Here is a 17441-nt window from a genome sequence, read left to right on the forward strand (position 1 = left end):
TTTTGTACTGCTCTCTAGTGCCCAGTTATAATATCATCTCATCCCTCCTATGGCAAGCCTATTATTCATACTTTTTTTGAAAAATTTGGAGTTTGACATATCTAAATTTAAAAGTCTAACTTTGGGGGTCACATCATTAGTTGCTCATAGCCTTTTAAAATTTATTAACTACTTAAATTATTTTAAATCTTTTTAAGTTCATTCAATTTATAAGTTACTACATCTATAGAATCTCCATCATCGTCCCATATCTCGACTTCACAATAGTCTGAATCAAGATAGAAACTGACTACAATACCAATGGTAGATGAGGAGATCCTTCTTTTTTAATCAGGGTTCTAACTTTATCATATTCTTTAAACTTCATTATTTATTATTCATTTTAACAATATGGCTTGGATTATTAAATCTGCATTAAGTATTATATTTTATCCCCATAAGGAAGAGAATTAATATAGCTTTCCATGAAATTCCAATCAGGTATATAGCCCTTATCTGAATATTTTTTTGTTTCGTCTATTATAGGTTTGTGGCTCTTATCTCTTTGTATAGGTAATTTTATTATTTCATTTAAGTATTTGTCTTCTGTTACCTTTCTGCCATAGGAGTATTTGTATCTTAATTTGTTCATTATTGCTTGAATAAATAAATAATATTCGCTTAATATATTATTTTTTTTAAGAATTAAGATTTTAGCAGAATCTCCAACTACACAACCATTACTCTGAAAAGATACATATCCTGCAGATCCTGTTCTAGCAACTGTTAAACATGGAATCAATGAATAGGTATAATTCATTTCTTTAATATAATTTAAATTAATATATCCTAAAATTCCATTATTTTCTTCTCCACTTTGAACTGCATTTAATGTTCCTTGATTATCATTTATTTCTTCTTGTGTTATTCCTCTGCCATTATATAAATTAAATAAGTTGTCAATTTTAAATTCTTCCCAGTCATTAATATTTAGGGCTGGTACTTTTTCAATCTTATTTTTTGTATTTAACGCATCCCTAATAGGGCCTTGACTCTCTCTCTCTCTCTAGTTTCAAGCCTTTCTATGAACTTTTCCATATAGTCCCAATCTGGAATATATCCTTCATCAGAGAAGGTTTTTTTAGAATCAATTATACATTGTCCATATTTATCATTCAAAACAGGTAAATTAATTGTGGATTTAATCATTCTAACGGGTCTCCATTTTCTCCCGTATTGCCATCTGTATCTATCTTGCATAATAACAGTGGCAATAAATAAACCTGTTTTATGGTTAAATGGAACTCCATCTTTTCTATATAATGGATTTACATCATGACTACATGTAAATTCTTTAGGTTGGTAATATGCGTATCCGACAGAACCATTATTAGTAACACATACTGCATTAGCAGGGAATATTTTATCTGAAATAGGGGAATTGTTATCATCTCCAGTTTTAGACGCATTAGTAATATCATCAATTGTATGGTAACTAGTTACGCCATTATTACTATCAGTTGCACCCAAGAATGGAATGTCACCTCCTTCAGAAGAATCAGGTTTTTTATTATAAAATCCCTTTCTAATTATAAATACCTTATCATATACAAATGTTTCCCATTTTTTAGTGTTTAACATCTTTAAAATCCTCCATTTTTTATAAGATAAGAATAATAATCTCTAATAGTTTTTTCAAAGTCTGCTTCTGTTAGAGTAGAATAATCTGTTTTCATATAGGCTTCAGCTAGCCATTCATCTTCATGAGTCACAGGGGCAGTTGCACTTAAACCATCTACTACTTTTTTATTTCTAAATAAATTCAACCATTCTTTTTCAATGTCTTTCCATACTGAATTGTCTTCTTTACTAAATTGTTCTACTCTTCCTAAATTTTTTCTTTTAATAAATCCATCATCTTTATAATAACCAAAAAAAGTTTCTTTAATAGTTCCATCAGCTGCTTTGTGTGGTCTTCCTAAAGTAAATACCATGCAACAAGCAGATACAGATGCTCCAGGATAAAATACTTCATTAGGTAATGTAAATACAGCTTCAAGTGTATTTTCTTCAAGCATATTTTCTTTAGCTGCTTGAAGCACTGAATTTGAACCAATAGCAGCTGCAACAGGAAGAAGTATTGCAAGTTTTATTTCCTTTTTAGACTGTCCATTATTTATCCTAGTATCATTAATATTCTTCAAGCAATCTGAAATGAATTCAGCAAATACAAATCCCTTTGTAGGGTCCTCTTTTCCATCTTTTTGTTTTGAATTCCATCCTGCTTTGTATTTATCTGGTATGGATCTAGGTTTTGCATTATATGGAGGATTCATGAGAATAATATCAGGGTTAGCATTTACAAAAAAATCTTCCATATCAAAAAGAGAACCTAGTTTTATATTAGAATTTCCATCTCCATGAATAAGCATATTTGTTGTTGATAAGCCAAAAGCAACTTCTTCTATTTCAACACCATAGATATTATTTTTCTTGATCTTTTCTCTTTTAATTCTCTTTTCTAAATCAGTGATTTTATCTTTCTCACAGTCAGCTAGTTCCTTTACCATAGCTTGTACTAAGAAAGAACCAGAACCGCAAGTACCATCGAAAACTCGTTTATTTCTATCAACTTCAGTAACTCTGCACATAAATTCAGTTATATGGTCTGGAGTAAAGGCTTGATTTTTATCTGCTTTTCCCGTGTATTTATTAAATGCGATAAAGAATAAGTTTAATATGTCTTGCCCTTCATCAGAATCTTCATCAATATAAGCATAAATATTCTTTAGAATAAAGGATAAAATCTCGTCCCACTCTCTTATATTTAATGATTTTACTTTCTGATTATTTAATACGTTTTTTTGCAACAATTCTACTTTTTTTATTTTATTATCTGAACCATCTAAAAGTTCATCAAGAGTTGTTTTAATAGCGGTGATAATTGTAGCAGGCTTATTAGCAGACCAAAAGCTTGAGAGTTCACCTGCTGATTTATCATCAATAGTAATATATCCTCTTCTTTTAACCTCGTCTTTAATATAGAGTAAAGATGTTCCTACAAATTGACTTCTAAGTTTTTCAGGAATATCTTTTTTATGGAGTAATTCGTTGAGAGCATAAGTATTTTTCAATACTTTTTCCCTATCATTTTGCTTACTAGCATTAAATAAGGAAGTGTAATATTCCATTGTGTCAATTACATTCTCATTTTGAAGCAATGTTTCATCTGAAATTTTATTTTTCCATATTTTAAATTTATCGTTATTTGTATTTGCTAATATTGCGATGATTTTTTTAGTTTTAAATAAGACTTTTTCTTCATCTACATACTGTCTTAGCTGTTCTTTATCAGTTTCATCATAATTTTGCTTCGTTTCAACAAGTACGACAACATTTCTCTCTTTATTTTCAAACCTAATATCCACTTTAAAATGAACAGAATCGTAACCCAAAAGATTAACTAATTTTTCCTTAGAGCCCGCTGCTTGTACATAAGAAAATTCTCCACCCTCAATATTAGATGTTCTATATTTTTTACCTATCCTAATTCCAATATCATCTCTTTGCATCACTCTTCCTCCATTCTATACTCCAACACTTCCGATATATCACATTTAAAATACTTACAAATTCTACCCAGTATTTCCATACTTACATTCTCATCTCGTCCCATTTTAGCTATGGTATGGGGAGTTGTGTTTATGGCTTTTTGTAAGTCTAATTTATTCATTTTTTCATCTATTAATTTTTTCCATAATTTATCATAGGAAAATCCCATAATCCACCTCAAATTTATCTTCTACTTTATACAGTTTTTCTATAATATTATACCACATTTTGCAACTTAATCTTTACATATTTCTTAAGACGGATTTATTTCCGTCTTTTTTCTAATCAAAACCATTATTTTTGTTTTAGGGCTAGTAGAGGGAGAAATATATTTTTGAATTGCTCGGAAAAACTATCTCAAATCTTACCTATATAGATATAGTCGAAAATTTTCATTAATCAAAAGTATCAAAAATGTCCTGAGTCTATTAGGAGAAGAAGTTTTTTAGAATAAGGTTAAAAAAATAGGTTTTTCTTCGCCTGTTATTTAGAAGAAGTTACTCAAAATTCTTCTAACTGCCCTAAGGAATATGAGGGGATATTTCTTCTTCAAAAAACACGAAAGGAGTAGATATGTGAATTTAGAAAATATACCAGAATATCTAAAAGAAGATGCAAGATGGTGCTTATGGAAATATGAAACAAGAAATAATAAGGAAACAAAAATACCTTTTAATCCAATTACAGACGGCTATGCATCCGTTAATAATCCAAAGACTTTTACATCCTTTGATAAAGCATCTGAAAAACTTAGTTCTTACGATGGACTTGGAATAAGAGTTGATGGAAAACTCTTAGCTATTGATGTGGATGACTGTGTTACTAATGGAGCTTTAAACGAGTTAGCAAAAGAAATAGTTAGCCATTTTCCACAGTCATACATTGAATTTAGTCCAAGTGGTAAGGGACTTAGAATCTTTACTTTTCTACCAAACTCAGTAAGTTACAGCAATGACATTTACAAGATGAAGACTAAAGAAGTTGAAGTCTATGTTGCTGGCTTTACTAATCGATTTGTTACAGTTACAGGACATGTATATCAAGAAGGAGAGATAAAAGAAAATGATGAGGGCTTAGTTTGGCTCTTAGAAAAATATTTAAAAAGAGAAAAAAGAGCGAACTCAATATCTCATAATTTTAAAAGCTACCTTACTGATGAAGAAATTATAGAAAAAGCATCAAAGGCTTCTAATAAAGATAAGTTTCTATCTTTATGGAGTGGAGATACAAGTTCCTATACATCTAAAAGTGAAGCAGACCTTGCTTTAGCATCTATTCTCACTTTCTATGCAGGGGGGAATTACGAACAAATAGATAGGCTTTTTAGAGATTCCAAACTCTTTAGGGCTAAATGGGATGAAAATCGTGGAGGGGAAACCTATGGAGAAATAACAATAAATAAAGCCATTAAATCTTTAAAGGAAGTCTACACCCCTATTTCAAAATTAGATCCTATATATGAATTCAATGCTGAACGATTAAGAGATATGGGTTTTCCACTAGGTAAAAAATATCCATGGACTGATATTGGAGCAGGCTGACTTTTTGCTGATTTTTACAAGGACTCACTACGTTATGTGCCAGAAAGAAAGTATTGGTATTTCTATGAAGAAGGAATCTGGATAGCTGATACTGGTAGTTTGAAAGCTATGAAATTATGCATGAATCTTGCAAACTTACTTCATATCCTTGCCCTTGATATTGAAGACGAACATAAAAGAAAGACTTACGTCAAATTCTCCAACAGATGGCAAGCAAGAGGTTATAGGGTCAGTGTATTAAAAGATGCAGAGGTTCATCATCCATTAAATGTATCTGACTTCGATAAAGATCCCTAACTTCTAAACTGTACAAATGGGACTTTAAATCTTAGAACCATGGAATTTTACGAACACAGAAGATCTGACTATTTAAGCAAAATAGCTGATGTTATCTATAATTCTAACTCATTAAATGAGAGGTGGAACAGCTACATTGATGAAATTCTGAGTGGTGATAAAGAAAAATCTAAGTTCCTACAAAAGATACTAGGTTATGGGCTTACAGGAGATACTAGGCATGAGTGCATGGCAATCCTCTATGGAATGACTACAAGAAATGGCAAAGGAACTCTTTGTGAATCCATATTAAGAGTTCTTGGGACTTATGCCTGTGCATCAAGACCCGAGACATTGGCTCTAAAGAACAAAGTAAATAGTTCTGGACCCAGTGAAGAGATAGCAATGCCGACCTTGTGTGGAGCAAAATTGTATCAAGTAAGAGGTAAAGGCTGGTCTCATGATAAAGAATACTTTGTATGTGCATCCTATAGAAAGCAAAAAGGCAAATGTACTTCACACCAAATTAAGAACATTCAAGTTGAAGAAATTCTTCTTAGGGAAATTAAAAAAGTTACAGCCTTTGCAAAAGACCATGAGGAAGAATTTGTAGATTTAGTTTTGAAGAAGAAAACCAGCAAATTAAATCAAGTATCAAGAAGTCAGAAAAAGGAACTAGATGATTCTAAAGATAGAATTGCAAAACTTGACTCTGTTGTCCAAAACCTATATGAAGATAACTTGGAAGGGAAAATATCTAATCAACGATTTGAAAAAATGGCTAAAGCTTATGATGAAGAAGAAAATCTACTTCAAAAAAGAATAACTGAGCTTGAAGAAGCTATTACAAAATCACAAGAGGAAGAACTTAATGTGGAATCATTCCTAAAACTTGTTAGAAAGTACACGGATATTAAAGAACTTGAACCAGAAATAATAAGAAATTTTGCAGAAAAGATTTATGTAGAACAATCAGTAAAAGTTCCGGGTACAAATTTAAAGAAACAAACCATTTGGATATATTGGAACTTTATAGGCAAAATTGATATATAAAAAATCGACACAAAGGTTAATACATTCATGCCGATTAAATTTTAAGATAATAAATCCCTAATTAAGAGCACCTAATGGGTGTCTTTTCAAGGATGAGTTAATCTTGGAAATAATCCTTCGCCCTAAAATCAAGTCCTGACAAAATATCATCTGGTAAACGTTGCTCGGATTCTTCCGCCAACTTGCGAGCCTTCTCTTCGCGAATGGCTTTCAATTCAGCCGCTCTTTCTTCAATACGACGTGTTGTTTCACGATCAAAGTTTCTACCTGTACCGGCAGGAATTAGCTTACCAATAATCACGTTTTCCTTCAAACCTTGTAATTTATCAACCTTGCCACGAACAGCGGCTTCCGTTAATACTTTCGTTGTTTCTTGGAAAGAAGCGGAGGATAAGAACGAATCTGTTTCAACAGCTGACTTCGAAATACCTAATAAAACAGGACCATACTTTGCCGGTGTCTTACCTTCGTCCAATAATACTTCATTTAGTTCATCCACACGGTGTAGAGATAATGTTTGACCGGCACTTAAGCCAGAATCATTACCTTCAAGGATAATGACCTTCTTAAGCATTTGCTTAATCATAACTTCTAAGTGCTTATCAGAAATATCAATACTTTGTGTCGAATAAACACGCTTCACTTCTTTCAAAATATATTCTTGAACGGCGCGCACACCGGCTACTGCTAACAATTCCTTAGGTGCAATTTGTCCTTCGGTTAATTTTTCACCGGCATGTACTTTCGTTCCCGGTTTCATCCATTGGCGAACAACTTGTGTCAAGTCACACTTATGCTCAATCGATTCAGTTTCATTTGTGACGGTAACGATTTGTCCTGTATGCGTATCATTTTCACGGATTTCTGTAATTTCGCCGTCAATCTTTGAAATAACAGCAACACCCTTTGGTGTACGAGCTTCAAACAATTCTTCAACACGAGGAAGACCTTGTGTAATATCGCCGGATTGCGTTGCAACTCCACCAGTATGGAAGTTACGCATGGTCAACTGTGTACCAGGTTCACCAATTGCTTGGGCAGCCATAATACCAACCGCTTCACCTTCTTCAACAAGGCGACCCGTTGCCATATTTTGACCATAACATTTACGACAAATGCCATTGCCCGACTTGCAAGTAAACACATTACGAATATAAGCTTCCTTAACACCGGCCGCAAGCACCTTTTGTGCTAATTCTTCTGTGATGAAAGTATCTTCATCCACTAAGACTTCACCTGTCTCAGGGTGAACAATCGTTTGTTGGGTATAGCGACCAACAATACGATCATAGAAATTTTCAATAATTGAATTATTACGCTGATCAATAATATCGGAAACCAAGTAACCACTATCGGTTCCACAATCATCTTCATTGATAATCACTTCTTGCGCCACATCGACTAAACGACGTGTTAAGTAACCGGATTCCGCGGTCTTTAAGGCTGTATCGGTTAGACCTTTACGCACCCCATGAGTGGAAATAAAGAATTCAGATACCGACATCCCTTCACGGAATGAAGAATAGATTGGAACTTCAATGATGGATGGTTGGTATTCTTTACGTGATTTCGATTGGGTTGGACGTGCCATCAATCCACGCATACCAGCTAACTGGGTAAAGTGGTTCTTATTACCACGAGCACCAGAGACAGCCATCATGTTGATAGGATTCATACGAGGTAAGGAAGCCATCAAGGAATCTCCAACACTTTCCTTCACGTTTGCCCACAATTCAGAGAAAGCACGTTCCCATTCTTGTGCTGTTAATAAGCCACGGTCTCTTAAAGCGTTTAAGACGTCTGCTTTTTCACGACCCTCAGCTACCAATTCATCTTTCCTAGGAGCTACTTTAATGTCACTTAAAGCAACGGTCATGCCGGCTAGAGTGGAGTATAGATAACCCATATCCTTCAAACCATCTAAGATATCAGAAGTACCATTAGTGTTATAACGATCGAATACTGCCGCAATTAAACTTCCTAATTCCTTCTTCTTGAATTCCGGTGTGACTTTACGTTCCGCAATTTCTTTCTTAATATTGGAACCCTTCGCTAAGAAGAATTCATCCGAAGTTGCCTTCAAGTTTTCTCCATTAACAACATTTAAGTACGGGAATTCGGCCGGGAATACTTGGTTGAAGATAATCTTACCAACCGTTGTCATCAAGTAAGAATCCATTTGTTGCGCACTAAAGCAGGTCTTACCAGCTTTAGCGGCGGGAATTGCGATACGACTATGCAAATGAACGACACCGGTTTGATAAGCCATTAAGACTTCATCAACATCTTTGAAAACATGACCTTCGTTATCCCCATATCTTCGCCAACGATCCGCTTCTACTTTTTCACCAATTGCTTCTAAAGCATCTGCCTTCTTGTAGAATTCATCCGCTGTTTCTTCCATATTCAAATAGAAGTTACCCAACACTAAGTCCTGCCCGGGTGTAACGATAGGTTTACCATCCTTTGGACCTAAGATGTTGTTTGAACCAAGCATTAAGACTTCTGTTTCGGCACGAGCCATATCACTTAATGGTAAGTGAACCGCCATCTGGTCACCATCAAAGTCAGCGTTAAATGCAGGACACACCAATGGATGCACACGAATAGCACGACCTTCCACTAAACGAGGGAAGAAAGCTTGTATGCCCAAGCGGTGTAAAGTAGGCGCACGGTTTAGGAAAACCGGATGCTGAGTAATCACTTGCTCCACAATATCCCAAACACGATGGTCTTGACGAACAATTAATTTTTCAGCCGTCTTAGGATTGGTCGCGATTTGTTGGTTCACCAATTCATTAATAACAAAAGGCTTATATAAATTGATTGCCATTTCTCTAGGTAGACCACATTGCCACATCTTTAAGTAAGGACCAATCGCAATAACTGAACGACCAGAGAAGTCAACACGTTTTCCTAACAAGTTTTGACGAAAACGTCCTTGTTTACCCTTTAGAGAGTTAGATAATGACTTCAGAGCACGGTTAGAAGCACCATTAACCGGTTTCCCACGGCGCCCATTATCAATCAAGGCATCTACCGCTTCTTGTAACATACGCTTTTCATTTTGAACAATGATAGCCGGTGTACCTAATTCCAATAGTTTCTTCAAACGATTGTTACGTGTGATAACACGACGGTACAAATCATTTAAATCAGAGGAAGCGAAACGACCTCCATCTAATTGAAGCATTGGTCTTAAATCAGGTGGGATGACCGGTAATACAGATAACACCATCCATTCCGGCTTGTTATCAGAGTTACGGAAAGCTTCAACCGTTTCCAAACGTTTGATTAATTGCTTACGCTTTTCACCCTTAGCACCTTCTAATTCCGCCTTAATAGCTGTGTAATCCGCTTCCAAGTCCACTTGTTCTAAAAGAGCCTTTACCGCTTCAGCTCCAGTTTGGGCAACGAAACTGCCCACACCATGTCGAGCCACTAAAGTACGGTATTCTCTTTCCGAGATAACTTGTTTGTACTTAACACCATTTTGTTTATCACTTAAATCACCCGGATCGGTAACCACCCAAGAAACGAAATAAATGATTTCTTCCAATTGTTTTGGTGGTAAATTTAAGATGAGAGCTAAACGAGACGGAGTTCCTCTTAAGTACCAAATATGTGTTACAGGAGCCGCTAATTCAATATGACCCATGCGTTCACGACGCACTGAACTCTTGGTTACTTCAACTCCACAGCGATCACAAACAACACCTTGGTAACGTACTTTCTTGTACTTACCACAAGCACATTCCCAGTCTTTTGTAGGACCAAAAATTTGTTCCGCAAACAGCCCTTCTTTTTCTGGTTTTTGCGAACGGTAGTTAATGGTTTCAGGCTTTTTAACTTCGCCATAAGACCATTTAAGAATCTTTTCTGGTGAGGCTAGACCGATTTTAATCGCAGAAAAATTGTTAATATTCATCGTTCCCCTCCTATTCTTCGCCTTCGTCGAATCCTACTTCGGCGGCTTCTACTACTTCTTCATCATCCTCAACGGTCATGAAACCTTCTGTTTCATTGGCATCATTAACCATGATGACATCTGAGTTAATTTCTGTTTCTTCACGTAGGTCTTGTTGTTCCATTTCCTTTAAGTCCATCTCATGACCTTCGCCATCCATCATACGAACATCAATAGCTAACGACTGTAATTCATGCACTAAGACACGGAAGGATTCAGGAATACCGGGTGTAGGCATATCTTTACCTTTAACAATAGCTTCATAAGTCCTTGTACGACCAGTAATATCATCGGATTTAACTGTTAAGATTTCTTGTAAGGTATGGGAAGCACCATAGGCTTCAAGAGCCCAAACTTCCATTTCCCCAAATCTCTGCCCGCCATTTTGTGCTTTACCGCCTAGTGGCTGTTGCGTTACTAAAGAGTATGGACCGGTAGCACGAGCATGTAACTTATCATCGACCATGTGGGCTAACTTAATCATATACATGACACCAACCGAGATACGCTCGTCATAAGCTTCGCCTGTCATGCCATCGTATAAGACGTACTTACCATCCGGTGAAGAACCGGCTTCTTTCATAATATTCGCTAAGTCTTCATTAGAGACACCATCAAAGACCGGTGTCGCAAACTTAACGCCTAAACGCTTCGCGGCTAAACCTAAATGAACTTCTAATACCTGTCCAATATTCATACGAGAAGGCACACCGAATGGATTCAACATCACATCAATTGGTGTTCCATCTGCCATGTATGGCATATCTTCTACCGGATTAATACGGGAAATGACACCCTTATTACCATGACGACCTGCCATCTTATCCCCTTCGGAAATCTTTCTCTTTTGAACGATGAACACTTTTACCATGCTCTTAACACCGTTTTTTAATTCAACGCCTTTATCATTGCGGTGGAATACGCGAACATCTAAGACTGTACCGGCACCACCATGTGGAACTTTCAAGGAATTATCACGAACTTCACGCGACTTCTCACCGAAGATAGCTAATAATAGCTTCTCTTCCGGGGAAACATCCGTTTGCCCCTTAGGAGTTACCTTACCAACTAAGATATCGCCTTCCTTAACATCAGCACCAACCATAATAATTCCACGAGGATCTAAGTTTCTCTTCGCCGCTTCGGCAACGTTTGGAATATCATAAGTGATTTCTTCGTCCCCTAATTTTGTCGTGCGACATTCAAGAGAATATTCTTCAATATGAACGGAAGTGTAATAGTCTTCCGCCTGCATTTTTTCCGACATAATAATCGCATCTTCATAGTTGTAACCCTTCCAAGTCATGAAAGCAATCGTTACATTCTGACCTAGAGCTAATTCGCCATTTTGCATGGAAGGACCATCGGCTAAAATATCACCACGTTCAATACGTTCGCCCTTTAGTACAATCGGTTTTTGATTTATACAAGTAGACGCATTGGAACGAGAATACTTCGTTAATTTATATTCCTTCATTTGCCCATCATCTTGAGCCACAACAACACGACTTGCGTCGACATAAGTAACCATACCCGAAGCTGTCGCCACACAAGCTTCTCCCGAATAACGAGCAATCATATGTTCCATACCCGTTCCAACAAATGGACTATGTGGATTTAATAATGGGACTGCCTGACGTTGCATATTAGCACCCATTAAGGCACGTGTGCAGTCATCATTTTCCAAGAAAGGTACACAAGCTGTCGCCACTGATACAATTTGGCGAGGAGATACATCCGCAAAATCAATCGTTTCTGCATCCGCCATCACAGTTTCACCGGCAACACGAGCAACTACTTTATCAGCAATTAATTTCCCATCCTTGATGGCATTCGATTGAGCAATCGCATGTTCGTTTTCTTCCTCAGCATCCATGTAAACAACTTCATCCGTTACAACACCTTTCTTCACTTTGCGATAAGGCGTTTCAATAAAGCCATATTCATTTACCTTCGCATAAGTTGTTAAATAAGAAATCAAACCAATGTTTGGACCTTCCGGTGTTTCAATTGGACAAATACGTCCATAGTGAGAGTTATGAATATCACGCACTTCAAATCCGGCACGTTCACGCGTTAATCCACCAGGACCCAAAGCGGAAATACGCCTCTTGTTTGACAATTCAGCTAACGGATTTTCTTGATCCATAAACTGCGATAATTGAGAAGCAGAGAAGAATTCCTTGACCGGCGTTGTTAATGGACGAATGTTTACCAACGTCTTAGGTGTTAATGAGGAAGTGTCTGAAATCGACATTCTGTCTTTAATTGTTCTTTCAGCACGACTTAAGCCTAAACGATATTGATTTTGAAGCAATTCACCCATTGTACGAATACGACGATTTGACAACATATCAATATCATCTTGACTACCAATGCCGTCCAACATGGTTAATTGGTAATTGTATAAAGCATAAATATCCGAGATAGTAATGGTTTCTTTTTGGTTCAATGGATCAATACCAATAATCTTCACCGGATTTCCATCCACGTTGATTTCTACGGTTTGAACAGCCGCACCAACTAACCAAACTATTACTGCTTCACCAGCCATAACCCTCTTCACAATCGCTTCTTGATTGCGAGCTGTCATCGCATTACGACGAACATTTGGTGTATAGCCTCCCACATAAGCTTCACCATTTGAATTGACTACGTCTTTTCCACCAACGGTGATACGACCAATTTGGAATAAACGTTCTCCTAAATTCAAAACCGCATTCACATTATCATTAGTGACTTTTACTGCATTCGCATAAATTCCGGTATAAACAAGAATAGCCTCATATTGTTTTGAAATCGCTTTAACATCTTCCTCTGTTAAAACAGTTCCTTTTTCCAATTCATAATCGCCCGTAATATCTTGAGCTAAAATACGACCGATCAAGGACTTCTTCCAAGCAGTCTTAACTGAAGCCACTTCAGGATGCGAGAAAGCATGTATGAAAGGAACGGCACTCATGGCGATACCCTTGTTGATTTCTTCTCTTAGTTCATTCTTTAAGGAGCGCTCAATTTCAATGCCTTTCTTAATTAGAACTTTACCATCAGCACCAACCAGGTTTTCTGTTAAGCTATGACCAATCATACGATCTAAGATATTTAACTTACGACGCACTTTATAACGACCTGCTTTAGTTAAATCATAAGCTTTATGATCAAAGAAGCGAGAATCCATCAGGTTCATAGCACCATCTACCGTCGCAATTTCATCTTGACGCTGGTTTTGGTAAATCGCATACAAAGCATCGTTAGTTGTTGGTAATTTATCCGCGGCTAATGAATTTCTTAATTCTTCATAATTACCGAAAATGGATGTATATAATAAGGAATACTCATTTAATAATTCGGTTGTTTCTTCAGGAACAACAACATCTTTATGAACTGGTAATTTCAAGGCTTTTAAGAATTTTTGCATATCAGAAACAGAGACCGTTTCACCATTCTTTTCACGATTTAAAGATAAACCAATGGCTTTTAAGAAAATAGTACTTAAAATCTTACGACGACGGTCAACTGAAGTCATAACAACGCGGCCTAAGTTAGCTTTTTTTTCGTCGGTCAAAAATTCCAGCCATGTTCCACGCGCCGGAATTAATTCACTTGTATAGGTATCACGGCCCGTTCTATCTTCGGAAACAATGCCAAAGTAAGCCCCCGGGGAACGAACAATTTGCGAAACGATAACACGTTCTGCACCATTAATAATAAATGTGCCGCCCGGTGTCATTAAAGGTAATTCCCCTAAGTAAACATCTTCTCTCTTGGTTAGAACTTCACCCGTTGCCTGATCCACCATTTCAAGTTCCATGTCACCATACATCTTGGCACAATAATTAATTTGTTTGTGCTTACATTCAGCAACACCTAAAAGAGGTTCATCTAAACGATACCCTAAAAACTTTAAGCGGATGCTTTCGCTATGATTGGTAATTGGGAAAATGCCATCAAATACTTCTTGTACCCCTTCTCTTAAAAACCATTCGAAAGATTCTGTTTGAATCTCTACTAAATCAGGAAGATCTAGACCACTACTAACTTTTGAATAGTCACGACGCGATGCTTTATTCCCATATTTAACAACATGGTATGCCTGAGTTTCTTTCATATAGCCGCCTTTCTTGCCATAAAGTAAGTCAAAAATGGGTATAGTATCCCTTACCCAAATTCTATTCTTTTGCAATTTATTATAATAAACGATTAATTTGGTTTCGTCAACCGAGCTTTATGGGCTAATTGTCCCGTCAACCCTTTAGTTTTACAATTCTATTTTCACTAATTTCAAAGATAACATCCGCAAAATCCTCAGAGCCTCTTTCGTGACTAGTATATACCAGCAATGATTCTTCATGCGTCTGTAAATAATCCTTCAAGATTTGTTTCGTTTTTTCCTTAGAGCTTTGGTCCAACGCATCAAATGGTTCATCTAAAATGAGGTATTTTGGTTGGTCCATTAATGCCTGCATAATACGAAGCTTTTGTTTCATACCAAGGGAATAGCTTTTATATTTTTTATTCATATTCTCTGCCATATCAAAGTCCTCAGCCATAGCTAGAATTCCTTCTCGATCAATCCTGTGACGTATTTTGGCAAGCTCCATCAAATTTTCCAATCCCGTCCAATTATGATTAAATTCAGGGTTGTTAATACTAACACCGGCATTATGAATAATGTCAAACTCCTTCCCCAGCTCTTTTCCATCAATCAAAACCTTGCCCTCTGTCGCCAAGGATAAGCCACAAATAATTTTCAAAAGGACACTTTTACCCACACCATTTATCCCTTGGATGTAATTGATTTTGCCATCCTCGATTTTTAGATTCACATCCTCGAAAACCAAGTGGTTCCGATAAGCTTTTTTCACGCCTACTAATTCAATCATACCAAATCCCTCTTTTCTATAATTCGTTTCATCAACATACCAACCGCTATCACTGTAAGAAGTAAGTTAATACCAAGCCATTTCAAAATTTCTAAAACAGCTTCTGTTGCAACAATAAATTTCGTATTAAAAGCAATATCTAAAGCACAAAATACGACGCATAAGTAGAAAAAAATATCCTTTGTTTTCTGATGATCTCTGAAAAGTAAATTTAATTCATACACCAAACTCAAACACGCCATGGTGAAGGTATATTTCCACCATGAAAGTATCGTTGATATTGGGAAAGCCCATTGCAAGCAACACAAACCATTAACAATCCATAATAACAAGGTTGTCATCCCAGCATATATCAGCCACTCTCTTATCTTATTTTTCAATAAATAAGATAGCACACCGCTCCTTCCATTTCTAATCAATAAGAATTGACTATAGCCCTCTCTTTCCGATTGATTTTGTACAAAAGCCATCATTACCAATAAAGATTGGGTTAAAAACACCAACAAAACGCTAAGATTCAAGCGATTGTAATTCAGTTGTTCAAACCATTCAATTCGATACAAAAGATGAGTACTCCAATAAGCTCTATCCCTTAAAATCATGATGGCGGATAACACACTGATGGCTGTGTATAAAATAGAGATGCCAAAAAAATTCCTCTTCACTCTTCAATCCCCCTATACCAATTAGCATATATGCTCAATAAAATGATTATCCCTAGGTAAAATAGCACTCCTTGTAAAGAGGTGAAAATAGAATAAAGATGAATCCATTCCTCTCCTAATTCCAGATTTTTTGAATACAAAAAATCAATCAAGAAAACACCATATACTATTTCTACCCATAGATAACTTCTTGTTTTCTTAAAAACACAAAAGAAGCTCAATGACAGAAAGATACTTAAAATGGTTAAGCGAATATACACTCCCCAAGGAATAAACCACCCTAGGTGATGTTGATAATTATAGTATCCGTTAGCCATCAAAAGGAGTAAAAGAAAAATTCCAAGTTGCCTTAAATATTTCCCAAGCAAAAACCGCCAATAGTGATGATAATCTTGAAAGCGGGTTAACACGAAAACAATCGATACTCGATAATCCGTTAACAACAAGGTTAAAGCAGGTATGGAAAAAGTGATGTAAAAAGCTGTTAACAATTCTTCATAGCCACGCTTAAAAAAAGGCAAAATCCAAATGAGCATCCCGAAAAATAATAAATAAGTTGTATTTCTAAGAAGCATCTTTTTCATTAGTAATCCACCTTTTTATTCCGATACAAAAATGTTATATACATCAAAGTAAGAATAACAATATGTATGATAAATAACCACGTTGTATGAATATTAGGATAATCCCCACTGACTAAAATACTTTTGGGATTCAAATAAATATAAAAATTGGGTAGTTTTGTTTTTAAAGCCAGCGAAATAAATTCCAAACCGGTAAAAACAATCGGAATCGTTAATAGGCTTTGGTATTTCTGTATGGATATTAGCGATAAGAAACCGGCTATCATTCCCCAAATATAGGGAATAACGAAAAATTTAACTGTTCCCTCCAAGAAAAAATAGAAATAAGGATGATTTAAAATCAAAGATTTACCAAACCAATCCAACAATATTTCTCGTGTTACCTCGTTTGCAACTCTACCTTTGGTTAACCATAACACTAAAAAATAATACAGAATAAAAGCCACATATAAAAACAATGAAAAATAGAAACTCTCTTGAGAAATTTTATGAATCAAATAGCGTTTTTTTGTTTTGAAACGAACCATTTCCATCTTTCCGATTTCACGAAACCATTTATAGAAATGATAAGTTAAAACTCCCAGTGCTAATGGCAAGATGATTTGATACATCATGACACCCATAACAACATTATGATTAAACAACAAAAAACTTCTCTCTGCCTCTAACATTGAAAATAAAGAATTAACATGACAGGGTTGTATATCCGAAAAACGACAATAATTCTCTCGATAAGAAGCACTCGTCAGCCATTCGAAAGTCGATTGAAGAAAACCAGTTTCATGAAGTGTTTCTATCACAAAAATCAGTAAAGAAAGTATTGAAATTAAAACATACAATTGTCTTTTTTTAAAAAACTCTTTCATAATTTCATATCTGAG

Annotated in this window: 12 protein-coding genes and 1 pseudogene; 3 read left to right on the forward strand and 10 right to left on the reverse strand. The window is 35.9% G+C overall.

Annotated features, from left to right (window positions below):
- Positions 1-421 precede the first annotated feature (421 nt).
- Genes K7I92_RS03295 through K7I92_RS03310 form a run of 4 tightly spaced genes read right to left on the reverse strand, consistent with a single transcriptional unit; the run spans position 422 to position 3760 of the window.
- On the reverse strand, positions 422-1021 hold the full coding sequence (locus tag K7I92_RS03295; protein ID WP_220282178.1) for a restriction endonuclease subunit S: 600 nt from the start codon (positions 1019-1021) through the stop codon (positions 422-424).
- Positions 1006-1620 carry a restriction endonuclease subunit S gene (locus tag K7I92_RS03300; RefSeq protein ID WP_220282047.1) on the reverse strand — a complete coding sequence of 205 codons (615 nt, stop codon included), beginning with the start codon at positions 1618-1620 and terminating at the stop codon, positions 1006-1008. Before K7I92_RS03300 ends, K7I92_RS03295 begins: the two co-directional genes overlap by 16 nt.
- Positions 1621-1622: 2 nt before the next feature.
- Complete coding sequence (locus tag K7I92_RS03305; RefSeq protein WP_220282048.1) at positions 1623-3551, reverse strand: class I SAM-dependent DNA methyltransferase; 1929 nt, start codon at positions 3549-3551, stop codon at positions 1623-1625.
- The gene (locus tag K7I92_RS03310) at positions 3551-3760 is read right to left on the reverse strand and encodes a helix-turn-helix transcriptional regulator (protein WP_220282049.1); all 210 of its coding nucleotides are present in this window, start codon (positions 3758-3760) and stop codon (positions 3551-3553) included. The genes K7I92_RS03305 and K7I92_RS03310 overlap by 1 nt, the downstream gene beginning before the upstream one ends.
- Before the next feature lie 406 nt (positions 3761-4166).
- Here K7I92_RS03310 and K7I92_RS03315 point away from each other — a divergent pair, with 406 nt between their 5' ends.
- The 3 genes and pseudogenes from K7I92_RS03315 to K7I92_RS07645 all read left to right on the forward strand — a co-directional run bounded on the left by K7I92_RS03315 (position 4167) and on the right by K7I92_RS07645 (position 6461).
- A complete protein-coding gene (locus K7I92_RS03315) occupies positions 4167-5132 on the forward strand; it encodes a hypothetical protein (RefSeq protein WP_220282050.1) in 966 nt (321 codons plus the stop codon).
- A 15-nt stretch (positions 5133-5147) separates the two neighbouring features.
- Positions 5148-5567: pseudogene (locus K7I92_RS07640) on the forward strand (hypothetical protein); the annotation flags it as partial.
- A gap of 246 nt (positions 5568-5813) precedes the next feature.
- Positions 5814-6461: a DUF4368 domain-containing protein gene (locus K7I92_RS07645; RefSeq protein WP_370627439.1), complete on the forward strand. Its 648-nt coding sequence runs from the start codon at positions 5814-5816 to the stop codon at positions 6459-6461.
- Between the two features lie 97 nt (positions 6462-6558).
- Here the strand turns inward: K7I92_RS07645 and rpoC are convergent, their stop codons facing one another.
- The 6 genes from rpoC to K7I92_RS03355 all read right to left on the reverse strand — a co-directional run bounded on the left by rpoC (position 6559) and on the right by K7I92_RS03355 (position 17426).
- Positions 6559-10389, reverse strand: coding sequence for a DNA-directed RNA polymerase subunit beta' (gene rpoC, locus K7I92_RS03330; protein WP_203245108.1), 3831 nt, complete (start codon positions 10387-10389; stop codon positions 6559-6561).
- 10 nt (positions 10390-10399) lie between these two features.
- Positions 10400-14536, reverse strand: a complete 4137-nt coding sequence (locus K7I92_RS03335) for a DNA-directed RNA polymerase subunit beta (RefSeq protein ID WP_220282053.1) — start codon at positions 14534-14536, stop codon at positions 10400-10402.
- A 136-nt stretch (positions 14537-14672) separates the two neighbouring features.
- A complete protein-coding gene (locus K7I92_RS03340; protein WP_220282054.1) occupies positions 14673-15311 on the reverse strand; it encodes an ATP-binding cassette domain-containing protein in 639 nt (212 codons plus the stop codon).
- On the reverse strand, positions 15308-15976 hold the full coding sequence (locus K7I92_RS03345) for a hypothetical protein (protein ID WP_220282055.1): 669 nt from the start codon (positions 15974-15976) through the stop codon (positions 15308-15310). Before K7I92_RS03345 ends, K7I92_RS03340 begins: the two co-directional genes overlap by 4 nt.
- Positions 15973-16560 carry a hypothetical protein gene (locus tag K7I92_RS03350; protein WP_220282057.1) on the reverse strand — a complete coding sequence of 196 codons (588 nt, stop codon included), beginning with the start codon at positions 16558-16560 and terminating at the stop codon, positions 15973-15975. The genes K7I92_RS03345 and K7I92_RS03350 overlap by 4 nt, the downstream gene beginning before the upstream one ends.
- Positions 16560-17426 (reverse strand): hypothetical protein, encoded by an 867-nt coding sequence (locus K7I92_RS03355; RefSeq protein ID WP_203245101.1) that lies wholly within the window; start codon positions 17424-17426, stop codon positions 16560-16562. Before K7I92_RS03355 ends, K7I92_RS03350 begins: the two co-directional genes overlap by 1 nt.
- Positions 17427-17441: the final 15 nt, after the last annotated feature.

The organism is Bulleidia sp. zg-1013, assembly GCF_019798045.1.
In the GTDB taxonomy this organism is placed as follows: Bacteria; Bacillota_I; Bacilli_A; order Erysipelotrichales; family Erysipelotrichaceae; genus Bulleidia.